Genomic DNA, 21,697 nt, shown 5'->3' on the forward strand with positions numbered 1-21,697 from the left:
AATCGGCCGCATCGGGCTGTGCAGTTACCCAGATCATGCCCGCCTTTTATGACAGACATTGAGGTCACCCGTGGAGCAAGAAGCCTGGCAGGTATTGATAGTCGAAGACGACCAGCGATTGGCCGAATTGACCCGTGAGTATCTGGAGAGCAACGGCCTGCGAGTGTCCGTGGAAGGCGATGGCGCCCTGGCCGCGGCGCGCATCATCGACGAACAGCCGGACCTGGTGATCCTCGACCTGATGTTGCCCGGCGAAGACGGCTTGAGCATCTGCCGTAAGGTGCGCGAGCGCTATGACGGCGTGATCCTGATGCTCACCGCGCGCACCGATGACATGGACCAGGTACTGGGCCTGGACATGGGCGCCGACGATTACGTGTGCAAACCCGTGCGCCCGCGCCTGTTGCTGGCCCGCATTCAGGCCCTGCTACGGCGCAGCGAACCGGCGGAACCGGCGGCCGTGGAGAACCAGCGTCGCCTGCAATTCGGCCCCTTGGTGGTGGACAATGCCCTGCGCGAAGCCTGGCTGAATAATGCCGGTATCGAGCTGACAAGTGCCGAGTTCGACCTACTGTGGCTGCTGGTGGCCAATGCCGGGCGCATTTTGTCCCGCGAAGAAATCTTCATCGCCCTGCGCGGTATCGGTTACGACGGCCAGGACCGCTCCATCGACGTGCGTATCTCGCGCATCCGCCCCAAGATAGGTGACGACCCGATCCATCCGCGCCTGATCAAGACCATTCGCAGCAAGGGCTACCTGTTCGTCGCTGAAGCTGCTGCCGACATGCCGCTGTGAACTCGATCTTCCTGCGCATCTACGGCGGCATGTGCGCGGCGCTGATCCTGGTGGCGCTGCTCGGCGTGCTGGCCCTGCACCTGCTCAATGAAGTGCGCAGCGGCCAATACCGCGAGCGCCTGGCCCACGGCACCTTCGCCTTGATGGGCGACAACCTGCAACCCATGAGCCCCATCGAACGCCAGCGCGCCTTGGCCGTGTGGGAGCGCTTGCTCGGCATTCCCCTGGAACTGCGCCCCCTGGCCGATGCGCAACTGGACTTGAGCCAGCGCAATCGCCTGCAACGCGGCCAGGTGCTGGTGGAGCAGACCGGGCCTCACGCCGCGCGGGTGCTGCGCCTGGTCAGTGATCAGTCGCAACTGGTACTCACGGGCGAAGTGCAGCAGATCAGCGAACAGCTGGCGCGCGCAACTATCTACCTGCTCGCCGACGAACTGGTGCGTTTTCCTGTGGCTGAACAGCCGCAACGCCTGGCGGATATAAAAGACGCCAAAGGGTTTGGCTTCGACATGCACCTGATGACGCTCGACCAGGCCGACATGGACGAAGACCAGCGCCGCCGCGTCTCGGAAGGCGACACCGTGATGGCCCTGGGCAAGGGCGGCGATTCGATCCGCGTGTTCGCTGGCATGGTCGGCACGCCATGGGTGCTGGAACTGGGGCCTTTGTATCAGATGAACCCTTACCCGCCGCAATGGCTGATCCTGATCGCGTTGATCGGCCTGACCCTGATCGGTTTGATCGTCTATCTATTGGTGCGTCAGCTTGAACGGCGGCTGCGCGGCCTGGAAGCCGCCGCCACCCGTATCGCCAAGGGCAACCTGGAAGTTCGCGTGCCGGCCCGTGGCGCTGACTCGGTGGGGCGCCTGGCCGCGGCGTTCAATGGCATGGCCGAGCACTTGCAGCAGTTGCTGGCGATCCAGCGTGAACTGGTACGCGCGGTGTCCCACGAACTGCGCACACCGGTGGCGCGCTTGCGGTTCGGCCTGGAGATGGTCGGTGATGCCACCACGGCCGAGGCGCGGCGTAAATACTTGGAAGGCATGGACAGCGATATCCAGGACCTTGATGGCCTGGTCGATGAAATGCTCACGTATGCGCGGCTGGAACAAGGCTCGCCGGAGCTGAATTTCCAGCGGGTCGACCTCGATGCGCTGCTTGATCAGGTGATAGGCGAATTATCGCCACTGCGTCCGCAGGTCAAAGTGAGCAGGGGCATTTGCCTGTCTTCGGCGCATTGGGAGGATGCGTGGGTGGATGCCGAGCCACGTTACCTGCACCGTGCGCTGCAGAATCTGGTGAGCAATGCCATGCGTCATGCCCAGGGCCAGGTGTTGATCAGTTATCAGGTGGGCCAGGTGCGTTGCCGCATCGACGTGGAGGATGATGGCCCCGGTGTGCCTGAGAGTGCCTGGGAGCGCATCTTCACGCCATTCCTGCGCCTGGACGACAGCCGCACTCGTGCGTCTGGCGGGCACGGGTTGGGGTTGTCGATCGTGCGGCGGATCATCTATTGGCACGGCGGGCGGGCGTTGATTGGCAAGAGCAACAATCTGGGTGGGGCGTGCTTCAGTCTGAGTTGGCCGAGGGATCAGGAGAAAACCTGATACTGCTTTCGCGAGCAAGCCCGCTCCCACATTCGACCGAGTTCCAGCGTTGGAATACGGTCAACTGTGGGAGCGGGCTTGCCCGCGAAAGCGATGGATCAGGCGCCGATAGCCACCAGGCTCAACAACTGCCCGTCATCCACCGCAAACTGTCCCGCCAACTCCTTGCCGTGGCACCATTCCTCGGACAAATCCGTCAGCAACCGCAGCCTTATATACCCGGCCTCAGTCCACTCCATTACCTCGGCATGCTCAAAATAGAAACGCTTCTGCACAATCGGATAGAGCGCCTTGAACAGGCTCTCCTTGGCCGAAAACGTCAATGTCACCAATTGTGCGATCTGCTCTCGCGGTAGCGTTGCCATACGTTGCAGTTCATCGGGCGTGAGGATTTCCCCAGCCAGCCGCTCCGCCCGTTCTAGGCTCAGCACATTCTCCAAGTCCATCCCCAGCCCACGCCATTGTGCCTTGTGCGCGACAATCGCCGCCGCATGCCCGGTGCTGTGGGTGATGGAGCCACAGATATGCGCAGGCCAAACCGGCGCACGGTCTTCACCGATGGCGGGGATGTAGTTGAGGCGGTCGAGTTGTTGCAGGGCCGCGCGGGCACACACTCGACCAGCCAGGAATTCGGCCTGGCGCTTGGCCACCGAGCGCTGGATGCTGGCCGGTGGCGGCACGGCGCTACGCTGGAAATCGCCGGCCGTTAATAAGGCGGGGTCAAAGCGCGTGCTGAGAAACACCGTGCCCGGCAAGGGTTCGGGCAGCGGCCAATGGGCGTCGAGTGGGGTGCAGCAAGCGGGTAGGGAATTCATGGGCGGTATTTTGCCGAGTTGATGGGCAACAGGATAGCCCGCTGCGGTTCAGGTGAGGTTCAGAGCCTGTTCAGGGGGAGTTCAGGGGCGCCTGCGTAGTCTGGAACTCACACAAGGGCAGCAGCCAAACGCGTAGAGGTAACACCATGACCGTGATCAAACAGCTGATGTTGGCGTTAACCATGCTCAGTGCCACTGCCGGAGCCCAGGCAGGCGATCGTGCCTTTGCCGCGTTCGGCGGTGAGAAAACCAAGAAATCCAGCACCTTGATCCAGCGTGTCAGTTTCGAAGAATCTGCCAGCCAACCCACGCCCTGGGGCCAGTCCCTGGGCCTGGCAACCCCGCAGCCGGCCTATCGCGCCGGCTATGAACACCTGACCGGCCAGTTCAATGGCATTAAACTGCGCCCGCAAGACTTGCAGGGCCGCTATGATATCCCTCTGTCGGACAGTTGATTTGCTTTGGAGAGCCTTATGAAATTGCTGGTGGTGGAAGATGAGGCGCTGCTGCGTCATCACCTGTTGACCCGCCTGACCGACAGCGGGCATGTGGTCGAGGCCGTGGCCAATGCCGAAGAGGCCCTGTACCAGACCGGCCAGTTCAACCATGACCTGGCGATCATCGACCTGGGCCTGCCCGGCATGGGCGGCCTGGACCTGATCCGCCAACTGCGCACCCAGGCCAAGACCTTCCCGATCCTGATCCTCACTGCCCGTGGCAACTGGCAGGACAAGGTCGAAGGCCTGGCGGCCGGTGCCGACGACTACGTGGTCAAGCCGTTCCAGTTCGAAGAGCTGGAGGCGCGGATGAACGCTTTGTTGCGCCGTTCCAGCGGGTTTACCCAGTCGACGATTGTCGCGGGCCCGTTGCTGTTGGACCTCAACCGCAAGCAGGCGTCGCTCGACGAACAGCCCCTGGCGCTGACGGCCTACGAATACCGAATCCTTGAGTACCTGATGCGTCACCACCAGCAAGTGGTGGCCAAGGATCGCTTGATGGAACAGCTCTACCCCGATGACGACGAGCGTGATCCGAATGTCATCGAAGTGCTGGTCGGCCGCCTGCGTCGCAAGCTGGAAGGCCCGGCCGGGTTCAAGCCAATCGACACGGTGCGTGGCCTGGGCTACCTGTTCAATGAGCGCTGCCGTTGATTCGCTCGCTACGCGTGCGCTTGATGCTGGCGGCCGCGACCCTGGCCGTGCTGTTCATGCTGGGTTTGTTGCCGGCGATGCAAGGGGCGTTCAGCCTGGCGTTGCAGGATTCCATCGAGCAGCGCCTGGCCTCGGACGTCACCACGCTCATCTCTGCCGCGCGGGTCGAAAATAACCGCCTGCTGATGCCAGCGCAGTTGCCGGACGAACGCTTCAATCTCACCGACAGCCGCTTGCTCGGCTATATCTACGACCGTGAAGGCCACTTGGTGTGGCGTTCGCGGGCGACCAAGGAAGAAAATATCAACTACAAACCGCGCTACGACGGGCGCGGCAATGAATTTGCACGGATTCGCGAGGCCAATGGCCAGGAGTTCTTCGTCTATGACGTGGAGGTCAGGCTGCTCGGCGGTAAAAGTGCGGCGTTCAGCATCGTTGCCCTGCAACCGGTGCGCGAATACCAACTGACCCTCGAAGGCCTGCGCGAAAACCTCTACCTGGGCTTTGGCGCCGCGTTGCTGGTGCTGCTGACGTTGCTGTGGCTGGGGCTGACCTGGGGTTTGCAGGCGCTGCGACGGCTGAGCCAGGAGCTTGACCAGATCGAAGGCGGCACCCGCGAGAGCCTGTCCGAACAACATCCCCGCGAACTGTTGCGCCTCACCGGCTCCCTCAACCGCTTGCTGCACAGTGAGCGTGAACAACGGGCGCGTTACCGCGATTCGCTCGACGACCTTGCTCACAGCCTGAAAACCCCGCTCGCCGTCCTGCAAGGCGTGAGCGAAGACATGGCCCAGCGCCCGGAAGATCGCGACCAGGCCTGGGTGCTGCAATCGCAGATCGAGCGCATGAGCCAGCAGATCAGCTACCAGTTGCAACGTGCCAGCCTGCGTAAAAGTGGCTTGGTGCGGCACCAGGTGCGCTTGGAGCCGGTGCTGCAAAGCCTGTGCGATACGCTGGACAAGGTTTACCGCGACAAGCGTGTCACCGTGTCCTTTGAACTGCCGGAAGAGTGCGACGTGCCGATCGAGAAGGGCGCCTTGCTGGAGCTGCTCGGCAACCTGCTGGAAAACGCCTACCGCCTGTGTTTGGGCGAAGTGCGCATCAGCTTCGTGGAAAACCTCGAAGGCAGTGAGCTGTGTATTGAAGATGATGGCCCCGGTGTGCCGCCGGATCAGCGGGCAAGGATTCTGCAGCGGGGCGAGCGGCTTGATCGCCAGCATCCGGGGCAGGGGATCGGCTTGGCGGTGGTCAAGGACATCATTGAAAGCTATGGCGCGCGGTTGACCTTGGGTGATTCGCCGTTGGGCGGGGCGGCGTTCAAGATTCACTTTCCGGCCGTTTGATCGTTTTTTGTGGTGAGCGGGCTTGCCCCGCGCTGGGGCGCGAAGCGGCCCTAATAGCGATGTCTGATATGGGGCTGCTTCGCAGCCCAGCGCGGGGCAAGCCCGCTCACCACAAAGATAACTTTTTCCTCTAACTCTCCTGCGCGCGATACGCCCCCGGTGTCAGCCCCGTCCACTTCTTGAACGCCCGATGAAATGCCGACGGTTCGGAAAACCCGAGCTGCTCGGCAATCTCCTGCAACGACAAATCCGCCCGGCCCAGATGAAAGATGGCGATGTCCCGCCGCAGCTCATCCTTGAGTGCCTGAAAGCTGGTGCCTTCTTCGCGCAAATGCCTGCGCAGGGTCTGCGGGCTGATGTGCAGGTGCTGGGCCACGGCTTCCAGGTCCGGCCAGGGCGTGCGGTCGCGGCTGAGCAGGCGGCGTAGTTGGCTGCTCAAGCTGTCGCCTTCGTCCGGCCGCGACAGCAGATCGGCGGGGGAGCGTTCCAGGAAGTGCTTGAGGGTGCGTTCATCCTGCAACAACGGCAGGTTCAGGTAGCGCGCGGGAAATACCAGGCTGCTGTTCGGTGCACCGAATACCTGGGCACAGGGAAACAACAGGTCATATTCGCTGGCGTGCGCCGGCATTGGGTAGCTGAAAGTGGCCTGATGCAACCGGATACGCTGGCCGATCAGCCAACTGCCGAGGCGATGCCAGATCACCAACAGGCACTCACTCAAGAAATGATCCGGGTCCCACAACTGCGAGTCGTCCAGGCTCAAGCGGGCCATTTCGCCTTCGCGTGTCAGCTGCCAGCGCGGGCCTTGTGGGAATAGGCTATAAAATAATAAACCGCGTTCCAGAGCCTTCTCCAGGGTGCGGCAGTGGATCAGCGCGTGGCACATCATGGCGAAAGTGCCGCGTTTACTCGGGCCGTCGGCGAATCCCAGGTATTCGTCGTCCAGTGCCAGCCAGAGCATTTGCAGCAGGCGGGTGAACTGTTCCGGCGCGATGCGGGCGCGGGGTTCGGTCAGCAGCTCCGGAGTGATGCCCACCTGTTGCAGCAGGCCCGAGTAGTCATAGCCGGCCCGACGCGCCCCGCCGAGGGCGGCCCGGGCGTAATGACTGGCGATGGTACGTTCACGCATGCGAAGGCCTCGTCCATGGAGGGGCCGATGGTAGCCAGGCGAGGATGCGGTCACAAGGCGGATATCCGCCAAATTGTAGGACGGGATGGGTCGAGTGGGCGGAAATCCGCCACCTGTTTTGGCGCGGGGGAGGGCGCCCAGGAACCCCCAGCCCTGATGTCTAAAGGCCTTCAGGGTTTTTAAGCAAAGTGGCACGGCGTTTGCGATAAGGATTACAGCGCAGGCTTGTTCCTACAGGGCTCGCAAACAACAAATCCCTCCAGTGCAGGAGGGTTCGCAATTCAAGTGTCGTGGGCAATGGCGGATCTTTGCCACACGGGACGATTGAGGAACTTTGCAATGACGACTCGTCAGCCAATCTACAAATCCCTGTACTTCCAGGTGATCGTCGCAATCGTTATCGGTATTTTGCTCGGTCACTTCTACCCGCAGACCGGTGTGGCCCTCAAGCCGCTGGGTGACGGTTTCATCAAACTGATCAAAATGGTCATCGCCCCGATCATCTTCTGCACCGTTGTCAGCGGCATCGCTGGCATGCAAAGCATGAAATCGGTCGGCAAAACCGGCGGCTACGCGCTGCTGTACTTCGAAATCGTTTCGACTATCGCACTGCTGATCGGCCTGATCGTGGTCAACGTTGTGCAACCGGGCGCCGGCATGCACATCGACGTAGCGACCCTGGACGCTTCCAAAGTGGCGGCCTACGTCACTGCCGGTAAAGACCAGAGCATCGTCGGCTTTATCCTCAATGTGATCCCTAACACCATCGTCGGCGCCTTCGCCAACGGCGACATCCTGCAAGTGCTGATGTTCTCGGTGATCTTCGGTTTCGCCCTGCACCGCCTGGGTGCCTACGGCAAGCCGGTGCTGGACTTCATCGATCGCTTCGCCCACGTGATGTTCAACATCATCAACATGATCATGAAGCTCGCGCCAATCGGTGCCCTGGGCGCCATGGCGTTCACCATCGGTGCCTACGGCGTAGGTTCGCTGGTGCAGCTGGGCCAGTTGATGATCTGCTTCTACATCACTTGCATCCTGTTCGTACTGATAGTGCTGGGCGGTATCTGCCGCGCTCACGGTTTCAGCGTGATCAAGCTGATCCGCTACATCCGTGAAGAGCTGTTGATCGTACTGGGTACTTCTTCCTCGGAATCCGCACTGCCACGCATGCTGATCAAGATGGAGCGTCTGGGCGCGAAGAAATCCGTTGTAGGCCTGGTGATCCCGACCGGCTACTCGTTCAACCTCGACGGTACTTCGATCTACCTGACCATGGCCGCCGTGTTCATCGCCCAGGCGACTGACACCCACATGGACATCACCCACCAGATCACCCTGCTGCTGGTGTTGCTGCTGTCCTCCAAAGGCGCTGCTGGCGTGACCGGTTCTGGCTTCATCGTACTGGCTGCGACCTTGTCGGCCGTAGGCCACCTGCCGGTTGCCGGCCTGGCGCTGATCCTGGGTATCGACCGCTTCATGTCCGAAGCCCGCGCGCTGACCAACCTGGTAGGTAACGCCGTTGCCACCATCGTTGTGGCCAAGTGGGTCAAGGAACTGGACACCGACAAGCTGCAAAGCGAGCTGGCGTCCGGCGGTACCGGTATCTCGGAAACCCGCGAAATCGATGACCTGGGCGTGGCCGAAGGCCCTGCACCTGTCGTCAAGTAAGCCGCTGCTGGCGTGAGCTGACGCCACGGCAACCCACAAACGCCCCGACTGGTTCGGGGCGTTTGCGTTTCTGGCTCATTACTTTGGCGGCTTTTGTTTTACAGTAAGTGAATCGGTTTTAACGCTTGCAGGAGGTTATGTGGACAGTGTTGATTTGAATGTCCTGCGCAGCGTGCTCGAATGGCGCCGCGCCGGGCAGCGAGTGGTGTTGTACAGCGTGGTCCAGACCTGGGGCAGCGCACCACGGCCGCCGGGGGCGATGCTGGCATTGCGTGGCGATGGCGTGGTGATCGGTTCGGTGTCGGGCGGTTGCATCGAGGATGACCTGATTGCACGCCTGCAGGATGGTCGCTTGCCTGAAGACGGGCCACCGGTGCAGTTGGTGACCTATGGGGTTACCCGCGATGAAGCCGCGCGTTTTGGCCTGCCATGTGGTGGCACCCTGCGCCTGACCGAGGAGCGGGTGGATGAGTGGGCGTGGGTAGCCGACTTGCTGGCGCGATGTGAAGATCATCAGATCGTCGCACGTGAGCTGGAACTGACCAGTGGCAAAGTCACCCTGAGCGACGCAAGCAAGACCGATGTGGTGACCTTCGACGGCGAACGTTTGCGCGCCATCTACGGCCCGCGCTGGCGCCTGCTGCTGATCGGCGCCGGCCAACTGTCACGTTATGTGGCGGAAATGGCGCGTTTGCTGGATTTCGAAGTGTTGATCTGCGACCCCCGCGACGAGTTCGTCTACGGGTGGGAAGAACAGCACGGTCGCTTTGTGCCGGGCATGCCCGATGAAGCGGTGCTGAACATCCAGACCGATGAGCGCACGGCCATCGTCTGCCTCACCCATGACCCGCGTCTGGATGATATGGCGTTGCTCACGGCACTGAATTCCTCGGCGTTCTACATTGGCGCCCTGGGTTCGCGGGTCAATACCCAGAAACGCCGGGAAAACCTGGCGGCGCTTGGCTTATCGACCGAGGCGATTGCGCGCCTGCACGGGCCGATCGGCTTGCATATCGGCAGCCACACGCCGGCCGAAATCGCGTTGTCGTTGATGGCGGAAATTGTCGCGATCAAGAACGGCGTAGCGCCGATGCAGAAGAAGCCGTTGCCGGTGGTCGCAGAGTGAAAGTCACGGCGATTGTGCTGGCGGCAGGGCAGGGCAGTCGTTTCCGCGCTGAAGCCGGGGCGGGCCAGGATAAGTTGTTGGCGGATTGCGTTGGCCTGGACGGCGTGGTGCGGCCGGTGATCGAGCAAGTGCTGGTGAACCTGCCTGAGCGCGTCGTGAGGCGTTGGGTGGTGACGTCACTTGATCGTGCGGATGTCATTCGGTTGGCCGAAGCCTATGGTTGTGACGTCCTGCTGCTGCGTTCGGCTGGTATGGGCGACAGTATTGCAGCGGCGGTTGCGGCCAGTGGTGCGGCAGACGGCTGGTTAGTGGTGCTGGGGGATATGCCGTTTATCCGCGCCGCAAGCATTGAACGGGTGATCGAGGGGCTGGAGGCGGGCGGTATCAGCGTGCCGGTGCAGGATGGGCGCTACGGGCATCCCGTGGCGTTTGGCCAGGCATTGGGGCCTGGGCTGATGGCCTTGACGGGGGATCGTGGCGCCAAGCCGTTGTTTGCTCAGGCGACGGTGTGGGAGGTGCCAGTAGATGACCCCGGCGTGTTATGGGATGTGGATGTGCCTGCGTTGCTGCGCTACTCCTGACCGAGCAAACATAAAAAAGCCCCGCCTGATCACTCAGGCGGGGCTTTTTAGTGGCTGCTGGAATCAGGCGAGAGGTTTGCTCTCGTGTTCTGCTTCCTGTGCCGCGGCAGCAGCTGCTGCGGCTTCAGCTTCCTTGCGACGACGACGCACTTCACGTGGGTCGTTCGGTGCACGGCCGTTTTCAGTCAGGGCGCTGGCCGGTGCGGCTTCAACCACTGGCGCTGCCACTTCGGCAACCACCGGTGCTTCAACTGCGGGTGCAGGTTCTGCGACCGGAGCAGGCTCAACCACTGGGGCTGGCTCGGCAACCACGACTTCGGCAACCGGTGCCGGCGCTTCTTCTACCACTGGGGCAGGTTCTGGCGCTTCAACCGAAGCGGCTGGCTCGGCAGTCCATTGGAAGGCGGTCTGTTCTTCACGAACTTCACGAACTTCTGGAGCGGCGTCGACAACCGGTGCTTCAACAATCGCTTCAACCACTGGCTCGGGCTCAACCACAGGTGCCGGTTCAACGACCGCCACTTCAACTTCTGGTTGGGCTTCAGGTGCCTGGGCAACTTCCACTTCCGGAACAGCCGGCGCTTCGATTGGGGTAGTGGCTTCGACAACCGGTGCCTCTACAACTGGCGCTTCAACTGCTGGTGCTTCAACAACCGGCGCTTCAACCACTGGGGCCTCGGCAGCAGGTGCTTCAACCACTACGGTTTCTTCGACAGCAGCAGTGGCGCGTTCAGCCTGCTCGTGAGCCTGGGCTTCAGCAGGAGCGCTGATGACCGAGCTGGCAACAGCAGCGGTAACGGCCAGGCCGGCAGCCAGTTCAGCGCCAGTCGGTTCGCTGGTCGCGGCTTCTGCGTTTTCGCCGGTCTCTTCCGAGCCTTCGATCACGTTGCCGTTGGCATCACGTTGACGCTCACGACGGTTGCTGCGACGACGCTGGCCACGGGAGCGGCGGCGTGGACGATCGCCTTCGGCGCCTTCCTGACCGTCTTCCTGCAGTTGCTCTTCGCCGGTCAGCACTTCTTCTTCGCTGGCGGCTGCGGCTTGTTCGGCACGCGGTTGACGCTCTTCACGCGGGGCGCGAGGTTGGCGCTCTTCACGTGGCGCACGCTCTTCACGCGGCTGGCGAGCTGGGCGCTCTTCGGTAGCTGCGGCGGCACCAGCTACGGCAGCAGGGGCTGCGTCCAGCGGCTCACGCAGTTCACGCACACGCTCTTCACGCTCGCCACGTGGCTTGCGGTCTTCGCGTGGGGCGCGCGGAGTACGTGGGGCGCGCTCTTCGCGGGGTGCACGTTCTACGGTCGGGGTTTCTTCACGGGCTTCGCGAGGGGCACGCTCTTCACGTGGAGCGCGTTCTTCACGCGGTGCACGTTCTTCGCGCGGCTTGCGCTCTTCATCACGGCGACCGTTACGGTTACGGCTCTGTTGGCGACCGTTGCGACGCTCTTCGTTGCGCGCAGGGCGCTCGGAGGCAGGTTTCTCAACCACAACCGGAGCAACTGGTTCTTCCTTGGTGGCGAACAGGCTGACCAGCGATTTCACCAGGCCTTTGAACAGGCTTGGCTCAGGCAGGGCGGCCGGCGCTGCAACTGGCGCTGCAACTTCAGCTGGAACCGGTGCATTGGCACGAGCTGGAGCGGTCTTGACTGCGGCTTCCTGGCGAACCAGGGTGCGGGTCGCGGCGGCTGGCTGGACTTCTTCCACTTCGGCGGCAGCAGCGGCGATTTCGTAGCTGGACTGGCCGCTGTGGGCTTCCGGGCTGTCGTCACGCAGGCGTTGCACTTCGAAGTGCGGGGTTTCGAGGTGATCGTTCGGCAGGATGACGATACGGGCACGGGTGCGCAGTTCGATCTTGGTGATCGAGTTGCGTTTTTCGTTGAGCAGGAAGGCTGCAACCGGGATTGGCACTTGCGCGCGGACTTCGGCGGTGCGGTCTTTCAGGGCTTCTTCTTCGATCAGGCGCAGGATCGCCAGGGACAGCGATTCAACGTCACGGATGATGCCGGTGCCGTTGCAACGCGGGCAGACGATGCCGCTGCTCTCGCCCAGGGATGGACGCAGGCGCTGACGGGACATTTCCAGCAGGCCGAAGCGCGAGATGCGACCGACCTGTACGCGGGCACGGTCAGCTTCCAGGCATTCGCGGACTTTTTCTTCCACGGCGCGCTGGTTCTTGGCAGGGGTCATGTCGATGAAGTCGATCACGATCAGGCCGCCGATATCACGCAGGCGCAGCTGGCGGGCGATTTCTTCAGCCGCTTCCAGGTTGGTCTGCAGGGCGGTTTCTTCGATGTCGCTGCCTTTGGTCGCACGCGCCGAGTTGATGTCGATGGACACCAGGGCTTCGGTCGGGTCGATCACGATGGAGCCACCGGAAGGCAGTTCGACCACGCGCTGGAAGGCGGTCTCGATCTGGCTTTCGATCTGGAAACGGTTGAACAGCGGAACGCTGTCTTCGTACAGCTTGATCTTGCTGGCGTACTGCGGCATCACCTGGCGGATGAAGGTCAGGGCTTCGTCCTGGGCTTCAACGCTGTCGATCAGCACTTCGCCGATGTCCTGGCGCAGGTAATCGCGGATGGCGCGGATGATCACGTTGCTTTCCTGGTAGATCAGGAATGGCGCGGAACGATCCAGGGACGCTTCTTTGATAGCGGTCCACAGTTGCAGCAGGTAGTCGAGGTCCCACTGCATTTCTTCGCTGCTGCGGCCCAGGCCTGCAGTGCGAACGATCAAGCCCATGTCGGCCGGTGCGATCAGGCCGTTCAGCGCTTCACGCAGTTCGTTGCGCTCTTCGCCTTCGATGCGGCGGGAAATGCCGCCAGCACGTGGGTTGTTTGGCATCAGGACCAGGTAACGGCCGGCCAGGCTGATGAAGGTGGTCAGGGCTGCGCCCTTGTTGCCACGTTCTTCTTTTTCTACCTGGACGATGACTTCCTGGCCTTCGCTCAGGACGTCCTTGATGTTCACGCGGCCTTCAGGGGCTTTCTTGAAGTATTCGCGGGAGATTTCCTTGAGGGGCAGGAAGCCGTGGCGCTCGGAGCCGAAATCGACAAAGGCAGCCTCAAGGCTTGGTTCGATGCGAGTAATACGGCCTTTATAGATGTTGGCCTTCTTTTGCTCGCGCGCACCGGATTCGATGTCCAGGTCGTAGAGGCGTTGGCCATCTACCAGTGCAACACGCAACTCTTCGGGTTGAGTTGCGTTAATCAGCATTCTTTTCATGTTGTACCGTCGGTTTCCGGGCTGCCGGAAACGGCGTTCGGCACACACGACTTCTCACGGTCGGTGTCAGGTGCGTCAAGAGTGGTTGGCCACTCCAGTGTCCAGCAAAAACCAGCCAATTGGGCCGGTATCGCGACGGACGCGTCCTGCTTGTTAGCGGTGGTGACAAAGGCACCACTTCAACAAAAGCTAAGGTCAGGAGGAGGAATCAACCGGCGACTGTGGACGAGATGAAGCGTCTAAATATAAGCCTAGTGCTACACGGTCCGACGGTTGTGCATCTCCACCCTACACGTATCCCTGATAATTCGGGTGCTGCCGCGCGCAGAATCCGCAGCGGGTTGGCATTTACCGTGTTCTCCAATGGGGAGTCCACGCTCATGGCTAAACAAGACTAGGTGTGGGCGGTTGCGCTCTCACTCAGCTCTTAACAGGCGTTGTTTCCGAAGCATTCGCCGTGGTCTGGTCCAAGACTGACTGCACTTTGTGAACTGGCCGTAAATATCGGCGCAGAACGCGAGTATTCACTCTGCTTTCTGCACTCGCTTCAGGCCTCATGTCACCTGCGCTTGTTACAATCTTGAGCCTTCCAGGGTGGCGAAAGCCCCGTAGGACGGCCTCGCGTCCTGATGAATTGCGATGGTCAGGGCCGGCAGTTTGCCGCAAGTCCTCTGTCCAGGCCGCTTTTGGCGGCGTTCGCGACTATAGCAGCAATGATTAAGTGCTTCAATTCCATAAAAAATTGTTATCATCGCCGCCATGACGACTACCGCCCCCCAGACCCCCAGCGTCCAGCTGCTCGAGGTCTCGCCGGAATATGCCGGCCAACGCATCGACAATTTTCTCCTGGCCAGGCTCAAAGGCGTGCCCAAGACCTTGATTTACCGCATCTTGCGTAAAGGTGAAGTGCGGGTGAACAAGGGTCGGATCAAGCCCGAGTACAAGTTGCAGGCGGGCGATATCGTCCGTGTGCCGCCGGTTCGCGTGCCGGAGCGTGACGAGCCTGTGCCATTGGCGCAGGGGTTGCTGCAACGCCTGGAAGCCTCGATTGTCTTCGAAGACAACAAGCTGATCGTGATCAACAAGCCTTGCGGTATTGCGGTTCACGGCGGCAGTGGGCTGAATTTCGGTGTGATCGAAGCCTTTCGTCAGTTGCGCCCGGACGCCAAGGAGCTGGAGTTGGTCCATCGCCTGGACCGTGACACCTCTGGCCTGCTGATGATCGCCAAGAAACGCAGCATGTTGCGCCACCTGCACACCGCCCTGCGTGGCGATGGCGTGGACAAGCGCTACATGGCGCTGGTGCGCGGCAACTGGGCCAGTTCCATCAAGAGCGTCCGCGCGCCGTTGCAGAAGAGCAACCTGCGCTCCGGCGAGCGCATGGTCGAAGTGGACGAGGAGGGCAAAGAAGCCCTGACCCTGTTCAAGGTGCTGCGTCGCTTCGGTGACTTCGCCACTATGGTCGAGGCAAAGCCGGTGACCGGGCGTACCCATCAGATTCGCGTGCACACCTTGCACGCCGGCCATTGCATTGCTGGTGACACCAAGTACGGCGACGAGGATTTCTCCAAGGAAATCCGCGACCTGGGCGGCAAGCGCCTGTTCCTGCACGCCTACATGCTCACAGTGCCACTGCCTGATGGTGGCGAGTTGAAGCTGCAGGCGCCGGTCGATGAGATGTGGGCCAAGACCGTGGAGCGTTTGAGTGTCGCACCTTGATTACAAACTGCTGATTTTCGATTGGGACGGCACCCTGGCCAACTCCATTGGCCGGATTGTCGAGTCGATGCACGCGGCGTCGACCCGCTCGGGCTATGCGCTGTGCACCGATCACGCGGTCAAGGGCATCATCGGCCTGGGCCTGCCTGAGGCGATTCGCACCTTGTATCCCGAGATCAGCGACGCTGAGCTGGTCACCTTTCGTGATCACTACGCCGATCACTACATCGCCCTGGAAGCCACGCCTTCGCCGTTGTTCGACGGCGTGGTGCAGTCTCTGGAGGCGTTCCGCGCCGAGGGTTATCACCTTGCGGTCGCCACCGGCAAGGCGCGTCGCGGGCTGGATCGGGTGCTCAAGGCCCACGGTTGGGAAGATTATTTCGATATCACCCGCGCCGCCGATGAAACTGCCAGCAAGCCTCACCCTCTGATGCTGGAGCAGATCCTGGCCCATTGCGGCGTGTCGCCACGCCAGGCCTTGATGGTGGGTGATGCTTCCTTCGACCTGATGATGGCACGCAATGCGGGCATGGACAGTGTGGCGGTCAGCTATGGCGCCCAGGCTGCCGAGGCCTTGCAGCAATACGAGCCGCGTCTGACGATCGATCATTTTTCCGAATTGCAGGCCTGGCTCAGCCGGGCCCAATAAGTCTTTGCTGGGGTTGATGGCATGAGTGACGAGTGGAAAGCGCCCGAAAAGGCTGAAAACAGCGACGACAAAAGCTGGAAACTGCTGGAGAAAACCCTCCTGGCCAGCGTCCAGGAGCAACGCCGTGCACGGCGCTGGGGGATTTTCTTCAAGCTGCTGACGTTCGTCTGGCTTCTCGCCATGCTCGCATTGTTCAGCCCGCTGATGGACATGGAAAAAAGTGCAACCCGTGGAGCCAACTACACCGCCCTGATCGAAGTGCGCGGGGTGATTGCCGACAAGGAGTCCGCCAGCGCCGACAACATCGTCAGCAGCCTGCGTGCCGCATTTGAAGACCCCAAGGTCAAGGGTGTGATCCTGCGCATCAACAGCCCAGGCGGCAGCCCGGTGCAGTCCGGTTACGTGTATGACGAGATTCGCCGCCTGCGTGGCCTGCACCCGGATACCAAGCTGTATGCGGTAATTTCCGACCTAGGGGCTTCGGGTGCCTATTACATCGCCAGTGCTGCCGACCAGATCTACGCCGACAAGGCCAGCCTGGTGGGTTCCATTGGTGTAACGGCGGCCGGGTACGGCTTTGTCGGCACCATGGAGAAGCTCGGTGTAGAGCGTCGCACCTACACGTCGGGCGAGCACAAGTCGTTCCTGGATCCGTTCCAGCCGCAGAAGGCTGACGAAACCCAGTTCTGGCAGGGCGTGCTCGACACCACGCATCGTCAGTTTATCGCCAGCGTGAAGCAGGGGCGCGGCGATCGTCTGAAGGACAAAGACCATCCGGAGTTGTTCTCCGGCCTGGTGTGGTCGGGTGAACAAGCGTTGCCGCTGGGCCTGATCGACGGCCTGGGCAGTGCCAGTTCGGTGGCGCGGGATGTGATTGGCGAGAAAGAGTTGGTGGACTTTACGGTTGAGGAATCTCCGTTTGATCGATTCTCCAAGAAACTGGGTGCCAGCGTCGCCGAGAAGCTGGCCTTTTACATGGGCTTCCAAGGCCCATCCCTGCGCTGATCCAGCAGGCGCATCGATTCAAATGTGGGAGCGGGCTTGCCCGCGATAGCGGTGGGCCCGTCGACATCAATATCGGCTGATCCACCGCTATCGCAGGCAAGCCAGCTCCCACAGTGGTTTTGGGGTGGGCTTCAAGGGATCTGTACGCCTTCGGCCAGCAGCATATCCACCAGTCGGATCAGTGGCAGGCCTACCAGGCTCGTCGCATCCGGCCCCTCTGTGCTCTGGAACAGGCTCACGCCCAACCCTTCGGCCTTGAAACTGCCCGCACAGTCGTACGGCTGCTCAATCCGCAGGTAACGCTCGATGCGTGCCGCGTCCAGTTCGCGCATGTGCACGGTAAAAGGTACGCAGTCGACCTGGCATTGACCGGTTTTGCTGTTAAGCAGCGCCAAGCCGGTCAGGAAGCTCACACGCTTGCCACTGGCGGCGAGTAGTTGTTCGCGAGCGTTTTCGAAAGTGTGCGGTTTGCCGATGATCCGGCCATCGAGCGCCGCGACCTGGTCGGAGCCTATAATCAGATGCCCTGGGTGGTTGGTGGCGAGGGCGCGGGCTTTCTGTTCGGCCAGACGCTTGACCAGTTCCACGGCGGACTCATTTGCACGGTGGCTTTCGTCGATATCCGGTGAGCTGCAGATGAATGGCAGGTGCAGGCGGCTCAGCAATTCCCGGCGATAAACCGAGCTGGATGCGAGTAATAAAGGCAGCATGGGCGTCTCCTCAGGGCAGCCGGGGATTCTAGCGGGGCGACCGGCTGACGCACAGGGCTGAATTTCCTTTGACATGGCTGGGTGCATCCCTATAATGCTGCGCCTATGTTGAATGACCCGATTCCACCTCACGTTGACCCGCGCAAATTGGCTGATCGTGGCACTTCCCTTCAAGGTGAATTGCTGCTGGCCGATTTGGAGAGACTCTGCGACCCGCTTTCCGACACTGTCGGTACGGTGCAGGCCAAATTCGTTTTTGAACGAGATGAACGTAAGTCTGTGGTAATCCACAGCTTTATCGACACCGAAGTCAAAATGGTTTGCCAGCGTTGTCTTGAGCTGGTCACCCTGCCGATCCACAGTGAGTGCAGTTATGCTGTGGTGAAGGAGGGTGCGAATACCCAGTCGTTGCCGAAAGGTTATGACGTGCTGGAACTGGGCGAAGATCCATTGGATCTGCATGCACTGATCGAGGAGGAGCTTCTGCTCGCCTTGCCCATTGTGCCTGCTCATCATCCGGAAGAATGCCAGCAGCCGGAGGGGCTCGATGACGAGCCCGAACCGAGCGAGGACGAGGTAACGCGGTCCAACCCGTTCAGTGTATTGGCGCAGTTAAAGCGTGACCCAAACGTTTAGGAGTTAATCAATTATGGCTGTTCAGCAGAACAAAAAATCCCGCTCTGCCCGTGACATGCGTCGTTCGCACGATGCCCTGACGGCGAGCACTCTGTCTGTAGAAAAAACCACCGGTGAAATTCACCTGCGTCACCACGTATCGCCAGAAGGCGTATACCGTGGTCGTAAAGTGATCGACAAGGGCGCTGACGAGTAATCACTTGTCTGCTCTAGTCATCGCGATAGACGCAATGGGCGGGGACTTCGGTCCCCGCAACATTGTTCAGGCCTGCATTGCCAGCCTGTCCGCTACACCCTCGCTGCACCTGACCCTCGTCGGTCAACCCTCCCTACTTGAAGAACTGATTGCCAGCCATCCGGCGGTGGATCGCGCGCGCCTGACGATTACGCCAGCCAGCGAAACCATCACCATGGATGAAAAGCCAGCGGCGGCCCTGCGTGGTAAGCACGACTCGTCGATGCGGGTGGCGCTGGAGCTGCTGCGTGACGGCAAGGTGCAAGCCTGTGTCAGTGCTGGCAATACCGGGGCCCTGATGGCGTTGTCGCGGTTTGTGCTCAAGACGTTGCCTGGCATTGACCGGCCGGCGATGGTGGCGGCGATTCCGACGCAGAAAGGCTATTGCCAACTGCTGGACCTGGGCGCGAACGTTGATTGCAGTGCCGAGCACTTGTTCCAGTTTGCCGTGATGGGCTCGGTGGCCGCCGAAGCGCTGGGTGTTGCCCGGCCACGGGTGGCCTTGCTGAATATCGGCACCGAAGACATCAAGGGCAACCAGCAGGTCAAGCTGGCCGCCACTTTGCTGCAAGGCGCGCGTGGCTTGAACTACATCGGTTTTGTCGAGGGTGACGGTTTGTACCGTGGCGAGGCCGATGTAGTGGTGTGCGACGGGTTTGTCGGAAATATCCTGCTTAAATCCAGCGAAGGCTTGGCGACCATGATCGCCACGCGTATCGAGGCGTTGTTCAAGCAGAGCCTGGCGTCGCGCCTGGTTGGCGCCCTGGCGTTGCCGTTGATGCGTCGCCTGCAAGCCGACCTTGCCCCGGCACGGCATAATGGTGCGAGTTTCCTGGGTTTGCAGGGCATTGTGGTGAAAAGCCATGGCTCGGCGGGTGTGGAAGGCTTTCAAAGTGCGATTGCGCGGGCCCTGATCGAGATCCAGGAAAACCTGCCGCAACGCCTGCACGGCCGTCTTGAGGACCTGTTGCCTTAGGCGAATCGGCCCGAGAGTGCTTAAATGTGACCGGCCAGTTCAATTGACCATCCAATCTGTCAGTTTCGTGCGCTCCCTCCGTAGGAGTGCGCATTTTTGACGACCAGATCATTAGGGGCTTGTTACATGTCTACATCCCTCGCATTCGTCTTTCCAGGGCAGGGTTCGCAGTCCCTCGGCATGTTGGCCGAGCTGGGCGCTCAATACCCGCTGGTCCTGGACACCTTTAAAGAGGCTTCCGACGCCCTCGGTTACGACCTGTGGGCACTGACCCAGCAAGGGCCGGAAGAGCAGCTCAATCAAACCGATAAAACCCAGCCGGCCATCCTGACCGCTTCGATCGCCCTGTGGCGCTTGTGGCTGGCGGAAGGCGGCGCGCGTCCGGCATTCGTCGCCGGTCACAGCCTGGGCGAATACAGCGCCCTGGTTGCCGCGGGCAGCCTGACCCTCGGTGAGGCGGTCAAGCTGGTCGAGCGCCGTGGCCAACTGATGCAAGAAGCCGTTCCGGCCGGGCAGGGCGGCATGGCCGCTATCCTGGGCCTGGATGACGCCGTGGTGATCGAAGCCTGCGCCGAAGCGGCCCAGGGCGAAGTGGTCAGCGCCGTGAACTTCAACTCGCCTGGCCAGGTGGTGATCGCCGGTGCCAAGGCTGCGGTCGAGCGTGCCATCGAAGGCTGCAAAGCCCGTGGCGCCAAGCGTGCGCTGCCATTGCCGGTGAGCGTGCCGTCGCACTGCGAGCTGATGCGTCCGGCGGCCGAGCGTTTTGCCGAGTCCATCGCTGCCATCAACTGGCAGGCGCCGCAGATTCCGCTGGTACAGAACGTCAGCGCAGCCGTGGCTGCCGACCTCGACACCCTCAAGCGCGACCTGCTGGAACAACTCTACAAGCCCGTACGCTGGGTTGAATCGGTCCAGACCCTGGCGGCCAACGGTGCCACCGAGCTGGTCGAGTGCGGTCCGGGCAAAGTCCTGGCCGGCCTGAACAAGCGCTGCGCCGACGGCGTGTCGACTGCCAACCTCAATACCCCGGATGCCTTCGCTGCCGCTCGCGCGGCACTGGCCTAATCCCCGAACTAAGGAGAAGCCTGCATGAGTCTGCAAGGTAAAGTTGCACTGGTTACCGGCGCAAGCCGTGGCATTGGCCAGGCGATCGCCCTGGAACTGGGCCGTCAGGGCGCCGTTGTGATCGGCACCGCCACTTCCGCTTCGGGCGCCGAGCGTATCGCCGCGACCCTGAAGGAAAACGGCGTGCAAGGTACTGGCCTTGAGCTGAACGTGACCAGTGATGAATCCGTGGCTGCCGTACTGGCCGAGATCACCGCACAGTTCGGTGCGCCGGCGATTCTGGTGAACAACGCCGGTATCACCCGCGACAACCTGATGATGCGCATGAAAGACGACGAGTGGTACGACGTGGTCGACACCAACTTGAACAGTCTGTTTCGCCTGTCCAAGGGCGTTTTGCGCGGCATGACCAAGGCGCGTTGGGGCCGAATTATCAATATTGGCTCCGTAGTGGGTGCCATGGGCAACGCAGGCCAAGTAAACTACGCCTCCGCTAAAGCCGGTCTGGAAGGTTTCAGCCGTGCATTGGCACGTGAAGTCGGCTCGCGGTCGATTACGGTCAACTCGGTGGCCCCAGGGTTCATCGACACCGATATGACCCGCGAGTTGCCGGAAGCACAGCGTGAAGCCTTGCTGACGCAGATTCCGCTGGGCCGTCTGGGCCAGGCCCAAGAGATCGCGAATGTGGTCACTTTCCTGGCATCCGACGGTGCGGCATACGTGACTGGGGCTACAATCCCGGTGAACGGCGGGATGTACATGAGTTAAATTGTGACGGATCGCTTCAAAAAAATGTCATACGAGCTGTCTAAAATCCGTTATAAAGCTGCAACTTAATTTATAGGCAGGTGGCCGACCGGGTACAGGGTGAAGCTTTCAGTTGAAAAGCTGAAAAGGCTTTCTATACACTTACCCACCGGCCAGCTGCCTGAATTTGTCCATTAGGAGTTAAACAAGGTATGAGCACCATCGAAGAGCGCGTCAAGAAAATCGTCGCCGAGCAACTGGGCGTTAAAGAAGAAGAAGTGGTCAACACTGCTTCCTTCGTAGAAGACCTGGGTGCCGATTCCCTTGACACCGTTGAGCTGGTGATGGCTCTGGAAGAGGAATTCGAGACCGAAATCCCGGACGAAGAAGCTGAAAAAATCACTACTGTTCAAGCTGCTATCGACTACGTTACTAGCCACCAGGCGTAATAGTTTGTAGTCGTCGCTTGCTGTCAGGGAAAAACCGCACTGCTGTAACGGCGTGCGGTTTTTTC

21 protein-coding genes are annotated in these 21,697 nt (G+C 61.0%); 17 read left to right on the top strand and 4 right to left on the bottom strand.

Translation table 11 applies throughout. From position 1 onward, the window contains the following. The first annotated feature begins 70 nt into the window (after positions 1-70). Complete coding sequence (locus tag HX823_RS02510; protein ID WP_177074046.1) at positions 71-796, top strand: response regulator; 726 nt, start codon at positions 71-73, stop codon at positions 794-796. Further along, the gene (locus tag HX823_RS02515; protein ID WP_177074047.1) at positions 793-2,403 is read left to right on the top strand and encodes an ATP-binding protein; all 1,611 of its coding nucleotides are present in this window, start codon (positions 793-795) and stop codon (positions 2,401-2,403) included. The genes HX823_RS02510 and HX823_RS02515 overlap by 4 nt, the downstream gene beginning before the upstream one ends. Positions 2,404-2,501: 98 nt before the next feature. Here the strand turns inward: HX823_RS02515 and HX823_RS02520 are convergent, their stop codons facing one another. Beyond that, entirely contained in the window at positions 2,502-3,218 is a 717-nt protein-coding gene (locus HX823_RS02520) for a 4'-phosphopantetheinyl transferase (RefSeq protein ID WP_177074048.1), read from the bottom strand. Positions 3,219-3,364: 146 nt separating this feature from the next. Between HX823_RS02520 and HX823_RS02525 the strand changes: the two genes are divergently transcribed. Genes HX823_RS02525 through HX823_RS02535 form a run of 3 tightly spaced genes read left to right on the top strand, consistent with a single transcriptional unit; the run spans position 3,365 to position 5,712 of the window. Next, positions 3,365-3,673, top strand: coding sequence for a hypothetical protein (locus tag HX823_RS02525; RefSeq protein WP_016979766.1), 309 nt, complete (start codon positions 3,365-3,367; stop codon positions 3,671-3,673). 18 nt (positions 3,674-3,691) lie between these two features. Next, positions 3,692-4,369 (top strand): response regulator transcription factor, encoded by a 678-nt coding sequence (locus HX823_RS02530; protein WP_016973689.1) that lies wholly within the window; start codon positions 3,692-3,694, stop codon positions 4,367-4,369. Continuing rightward, the gene (locus HX823_RS02535; RefSeq protein ID WP_061449297.1) at positions 4,366-5,712 is read left to right on the top strand and encodes an ATP-binding protein; all 1,347 of its coding nucleotides are present in this window, start codon (positions 4,366-4,368) and stop codon (positions 5,710-5,712) included. The genes HX823_RS02530 and HX823_RS02535 overlap by 4 nt, the downstream gene beginning before the upstream one ends. A gap of 130 nt (positions 5,713-5,842) precedes the next feature. Here HX823_RS02535 and HX823_RS02540 read toward each other — a convergent pair whose 3' ends face one another. Then, positions 5,843-6,841 carry an AraC family transcriptional regulator gene (locus HX823_RS02540; RefSeq protein WP_177074049.1) on the bottom strand — a complete coding sequence of 333 codons (999 nt, stop codon included), beginning with the start codon at positions 6,839-6,841 and terminating at the stop codon, positions 5,843-5,845. A 339-nt stretch (positions 6,842-7,180) separates the two neighbouring features. Here HX823_RS02540 and HX823_RS02545 point away from each other — a divergent pair, with 339 nt between their 5' ends. The 3 genes from HX823_RS02545 to HX823_RS02555 all read left to right on the top strand — a co-directional run bounded on the left by HX823_RS02545 (position 7,181) and on the right by HX823_RS02555 (position 10,219). Then, positions 7,181-8,512 (top strand): dicarboxylate/amino acid:cation symporter, encoded by a 1,332-nt coding sequence (locus HX823_RS02545; protein WP_033901277.1) that lies wholly within the window; start codon positions 7,181-7,183, stop codon positions 8,510-8,512. Positions 8,513-8,651: 139 nt separating this feature from the next. Next, positions 8,652-9,638 carry an XdhC family protein gene (locus HX823_RS02550; RefSeq protein ID WP_177074050.1) on the top strand — a complete coding sequence of 329 codons (987 nt, stop codon included), beginning with the start codon at positions 8,652-8,654 and terminating at the stop codon, positions 9,636-9,638. After that, on the top strand, positions 9,635-10,219 hold the full coding sequence (locus HX823_RS02555) for a nucleotidyltransferase family protein (RefSeq protein ID WP_177074051.1): 585 nt from the start codon (positions 9,635-9,637) through the stop codon (positions 10,217-10,219). The genes HX823_RS02550 and HX823_RS02555 overlap by 4 nt, the downstream gene beginning before the upstream one ends. A gap of 63 nt (positions 10,220-10,282) precedes the next feature. On the opposite strand, the gene rne is transcribed toward HX823_RS02555, so the two are convergent. Next, a complete protein-coding gene (rne, locus tag HX823_RS02560) occupies positions 10,283-13,441 on the bottom strand; it encodes a ribonuclease E (protein ID WP_218169609.1) in 3,159 nt (1,052 codons plus the stop codon). Positions 13,442-14,200: 759 nt separating this feature from the next. On the opposite strand from rne, the gene rluC reads away from it, so the two are divergent. Genes rluC through HX823_RS02575 form a run of 3 tightly spaced genes read left to right on the top strand, consistent with a single transcriptional unit; the run spans position 14,201 to position 16,814 of the window. Further along, positions 14,201-15,160, top strand: a complete 960-nt coding sequence (rluC, locus tag HX823_RS02565) for a 23S rRNA pseudouridine(955/2504/2580) synthase RluC (protein WP_033901273.1) — start codon at positions 14,201-14,203, stop codon at positions 15,158-15,160. Beyond that, complete coding sequence (locus HX823_RS02570) at positions 15,147-15,809, top strand: HAD-IA family hydrolase (RefSeq protein WP_038846346.1); 663 nt, start codon at positions 15,147-15,149, stop codon at positions 15,807-15,809. The genes rluC and HX823_RS02570 overlap by 14 nt, the downstream gene beginning before the upstream one ends. Positions 15,810-15,830: 21 nt before the next feature. Next, positions 15,831-16,814 carry a S49 family peptidase gene (locus HX823_RS02575; RefSeq protein WP_038846344.1) on the top strand — a complete coding sequence of 328 codons (984 nt, stop codon included), beginning with the start codon at positions 15,831-15,833 and terminating at the stop codon, positions 16,812-16,814. A gap of 131 nt (positions 16,815-16,945) precedes the next feature. Here HX823_RS02575 and HX823_RS02580 read toward each other — a convergent pair whose 3' ends face one another. Next, positions 16,946-17,524: a nucleoside triphosphate pyrophosphatase gene (locus tag HX823_RS02580; RefSeq protein ID WP_177074053.1), complete on the bottom strand. Its 579-nt coding sequence runs from the start codon at positions 17,522-17,524 to the stop codon at positions 16,946-16,948. 105 nt (positions 17,525-17,629) lie between these two features. On the opposite strand from HX823_RS02580, the gene HX823_RS02585 reads away from it, so the two are divergent. The 6 genes from HX823_RS02585 to acpP all read left to right on the top strand — a co-directional run bounded on the left by HX823_RS02585 (position 17,630) and on the right by acpP (position 21,632). Beyond that, positions 17,630-18,160 (top strand): YceD family protein, encoded by a 531-nt coding sequence (locus HX823_RS02585; RefSeq protein WP_017737760.1) that lies wholly within the window; start codon positions 17,630-17,632, stop codon positions 18,158-18,160. A 13-nt stretch (positions 18,161-18,173) separates the two neighbouring features. Continuing rightward, a complete protein-coding gene (gene rpmF, locus HX823_RS02590) occupies positions 18,174-18,356 on the top strand; it encodes a 50S ribosomal protein L32 (protein WP_008152339.1) in 183 nt (60 codons plus the stop codon). A 4-nt stretch (positions 18,357-18,360) separates the two neighbouring features. Next, complete coding sequence (gene plsX, locus HX823_RS02595) at positions 18,361-19,371, top strand: phosphate acyltransferase PlsX (RefSeq protein WP_177074054.1); 1,011 nt, start codon at positions 18,361-18,363, stop codon at positions 19,369-19,371. A 126-nt stretch (positions 19,372-19,497) separates the two neighbouring features. Next, positions 19,498-20,436 carry an ACP S-malonyltransferase gene (gene fabD / locus HX823_RS02600; protein WP_177074055.1) on the top strand — a complete coding sequence of 313 codons (939 nt, stop codon included), beginning with the start codon at positions 19,498-19,500 and terminating at the stop codon, positions 20,434-20,436. Positions 20,437-20,460: 24 nt separating this feature from the next. Continuing rightward, on the top strand, positions 20,461-21,204 hold the full coding sequence (fabG, locus tag HX823_RS02605; RefSeq protein ID WP_005790544.1) for a 3-oxoacyl-ACP reductase FabG: 744 nt from the start codon (positions 20,461-20,463) through the stop codon (positions 21,202-21,204). A 191-nt stretch (positions 21,205-21,395) separates the two neighbouring features. Further along, positions 21,396-21,632, top strand: a complete 237-nt coding sequence (gene acpP / locus HX823_RS02610; RefSeq protein WP_003175607.1) for an acyl carrier protein — start codon at positions 21,396-21,398, stop codon at positions 21,630-21,632. Positions 21,633-21,697 lie beyond the last annotated feature (65 nt).

Origin of the sequence: Pseudomonas sp. P7759 (assembly GCF_013386445.1) — a bacterium.
Lineage (GTDB): Bacteria > Pseudomonadota > Gammaproteobacteria > Pseudomonadales > Pseudomonadaceae > Aquipseudomonas > Aquipseudomonas azotoformans_A.

Bases quoted from the DNA above. Each gene is read 5' to 3' on its own strand.
- HX823_RS02520 (WP_177074048.1), bottom strand. From the start codon at position 3,218: ATGAATTCCCTACCCGCTTGCTGCACCCCACTCGACGCCCATTGGCCG.
- HX823_RS02525 (WP_016979766.1), top strand. From the start codon at position 3,365: ATGACCGTGATCAAACAGCTGATGTTGGCGTTAACCATGCTCAGTGCC.
- HX823_RS02530 (WP_016973689.1), top strand. From the start codon at position 3,692: ATGAAATTGCTGGTGGTGGAAGATGAGGCGCTGCTGCGTCATCACCTG.
- HX823_RS02540 (WP_177074049.1), bottom strand. From the start codon at position 6,841: ATGCGTGAACGTACCATCGCCAGTCATTACGCCCGGGCCGCCCTCGGC.
- HX823_RS02545 (WP_033901277.1), top strand. From the start codon at position 7,181: ATGACGACTCGTCAGCCAATCTACAAATCCCTGTACTTCCAGGTGATC.
- rne (WP_218169609.1), bottom strand. From the start codon at position 13,441: ATGAAAAGAATGCTGATTAACGCAACTCAACCCGAAGAGTTGCGTGTT.
- rluC (WP_033901273.1), top strand. From the start codon at position 14,201: ATGACGACTACCGCCCCCCAGACCCCCAGCGTCCAGCTGCTCGAGGTC.
- HX823_RS02575 (WP_038846344.1), top strand. From the start codon at position 15,831: ATGAGTGACGAGTGGAAAGCGCCCGAAAAGGCTGAAAACAGCGACGAC.
- HX823_RS02580 (WP_177074053.1), bottom strand. From the start codon at position 17,524: ATGCTGCCTTTATTACTCGCATCCAGCTCGGTTTATCGCCGGGAATTG.
- HX823_RS02585 (WP_017737760.1), top strand. From the start codon at position 17,630: ATGTTGAATGACCCGATTCCACCTCACGTTGACCCGCGCAAATTGGCT.
- rpmF (WP_008152339.1), top strand. From the start codon at position 18,174: ATGGCTGTTCAGCAGAACAAAAAATCCCGCTCTGCCCGTGACATGCGT.
- fabD (WP_177074055.1), top strand. From the start codon at position 19,498: ATGTCTACATCCCTCGCATTCGTCTTTCCAGGGCAGGGTTCGCAGTCC.
- fabG (WP_005790544.1), top strand. From the start codon at position 20,461: ATGAGTCTGCAAGGTAAAGTTGCACTGGTTACCGGCGCAAGCCGTGGC.
- acpP (WP_003175607.1), top strand. From the start codon at position 21,396: ATGAGCACCATCGAAGAGCGCGTCAAGAAAATCGTCGCCGAGCAACTG.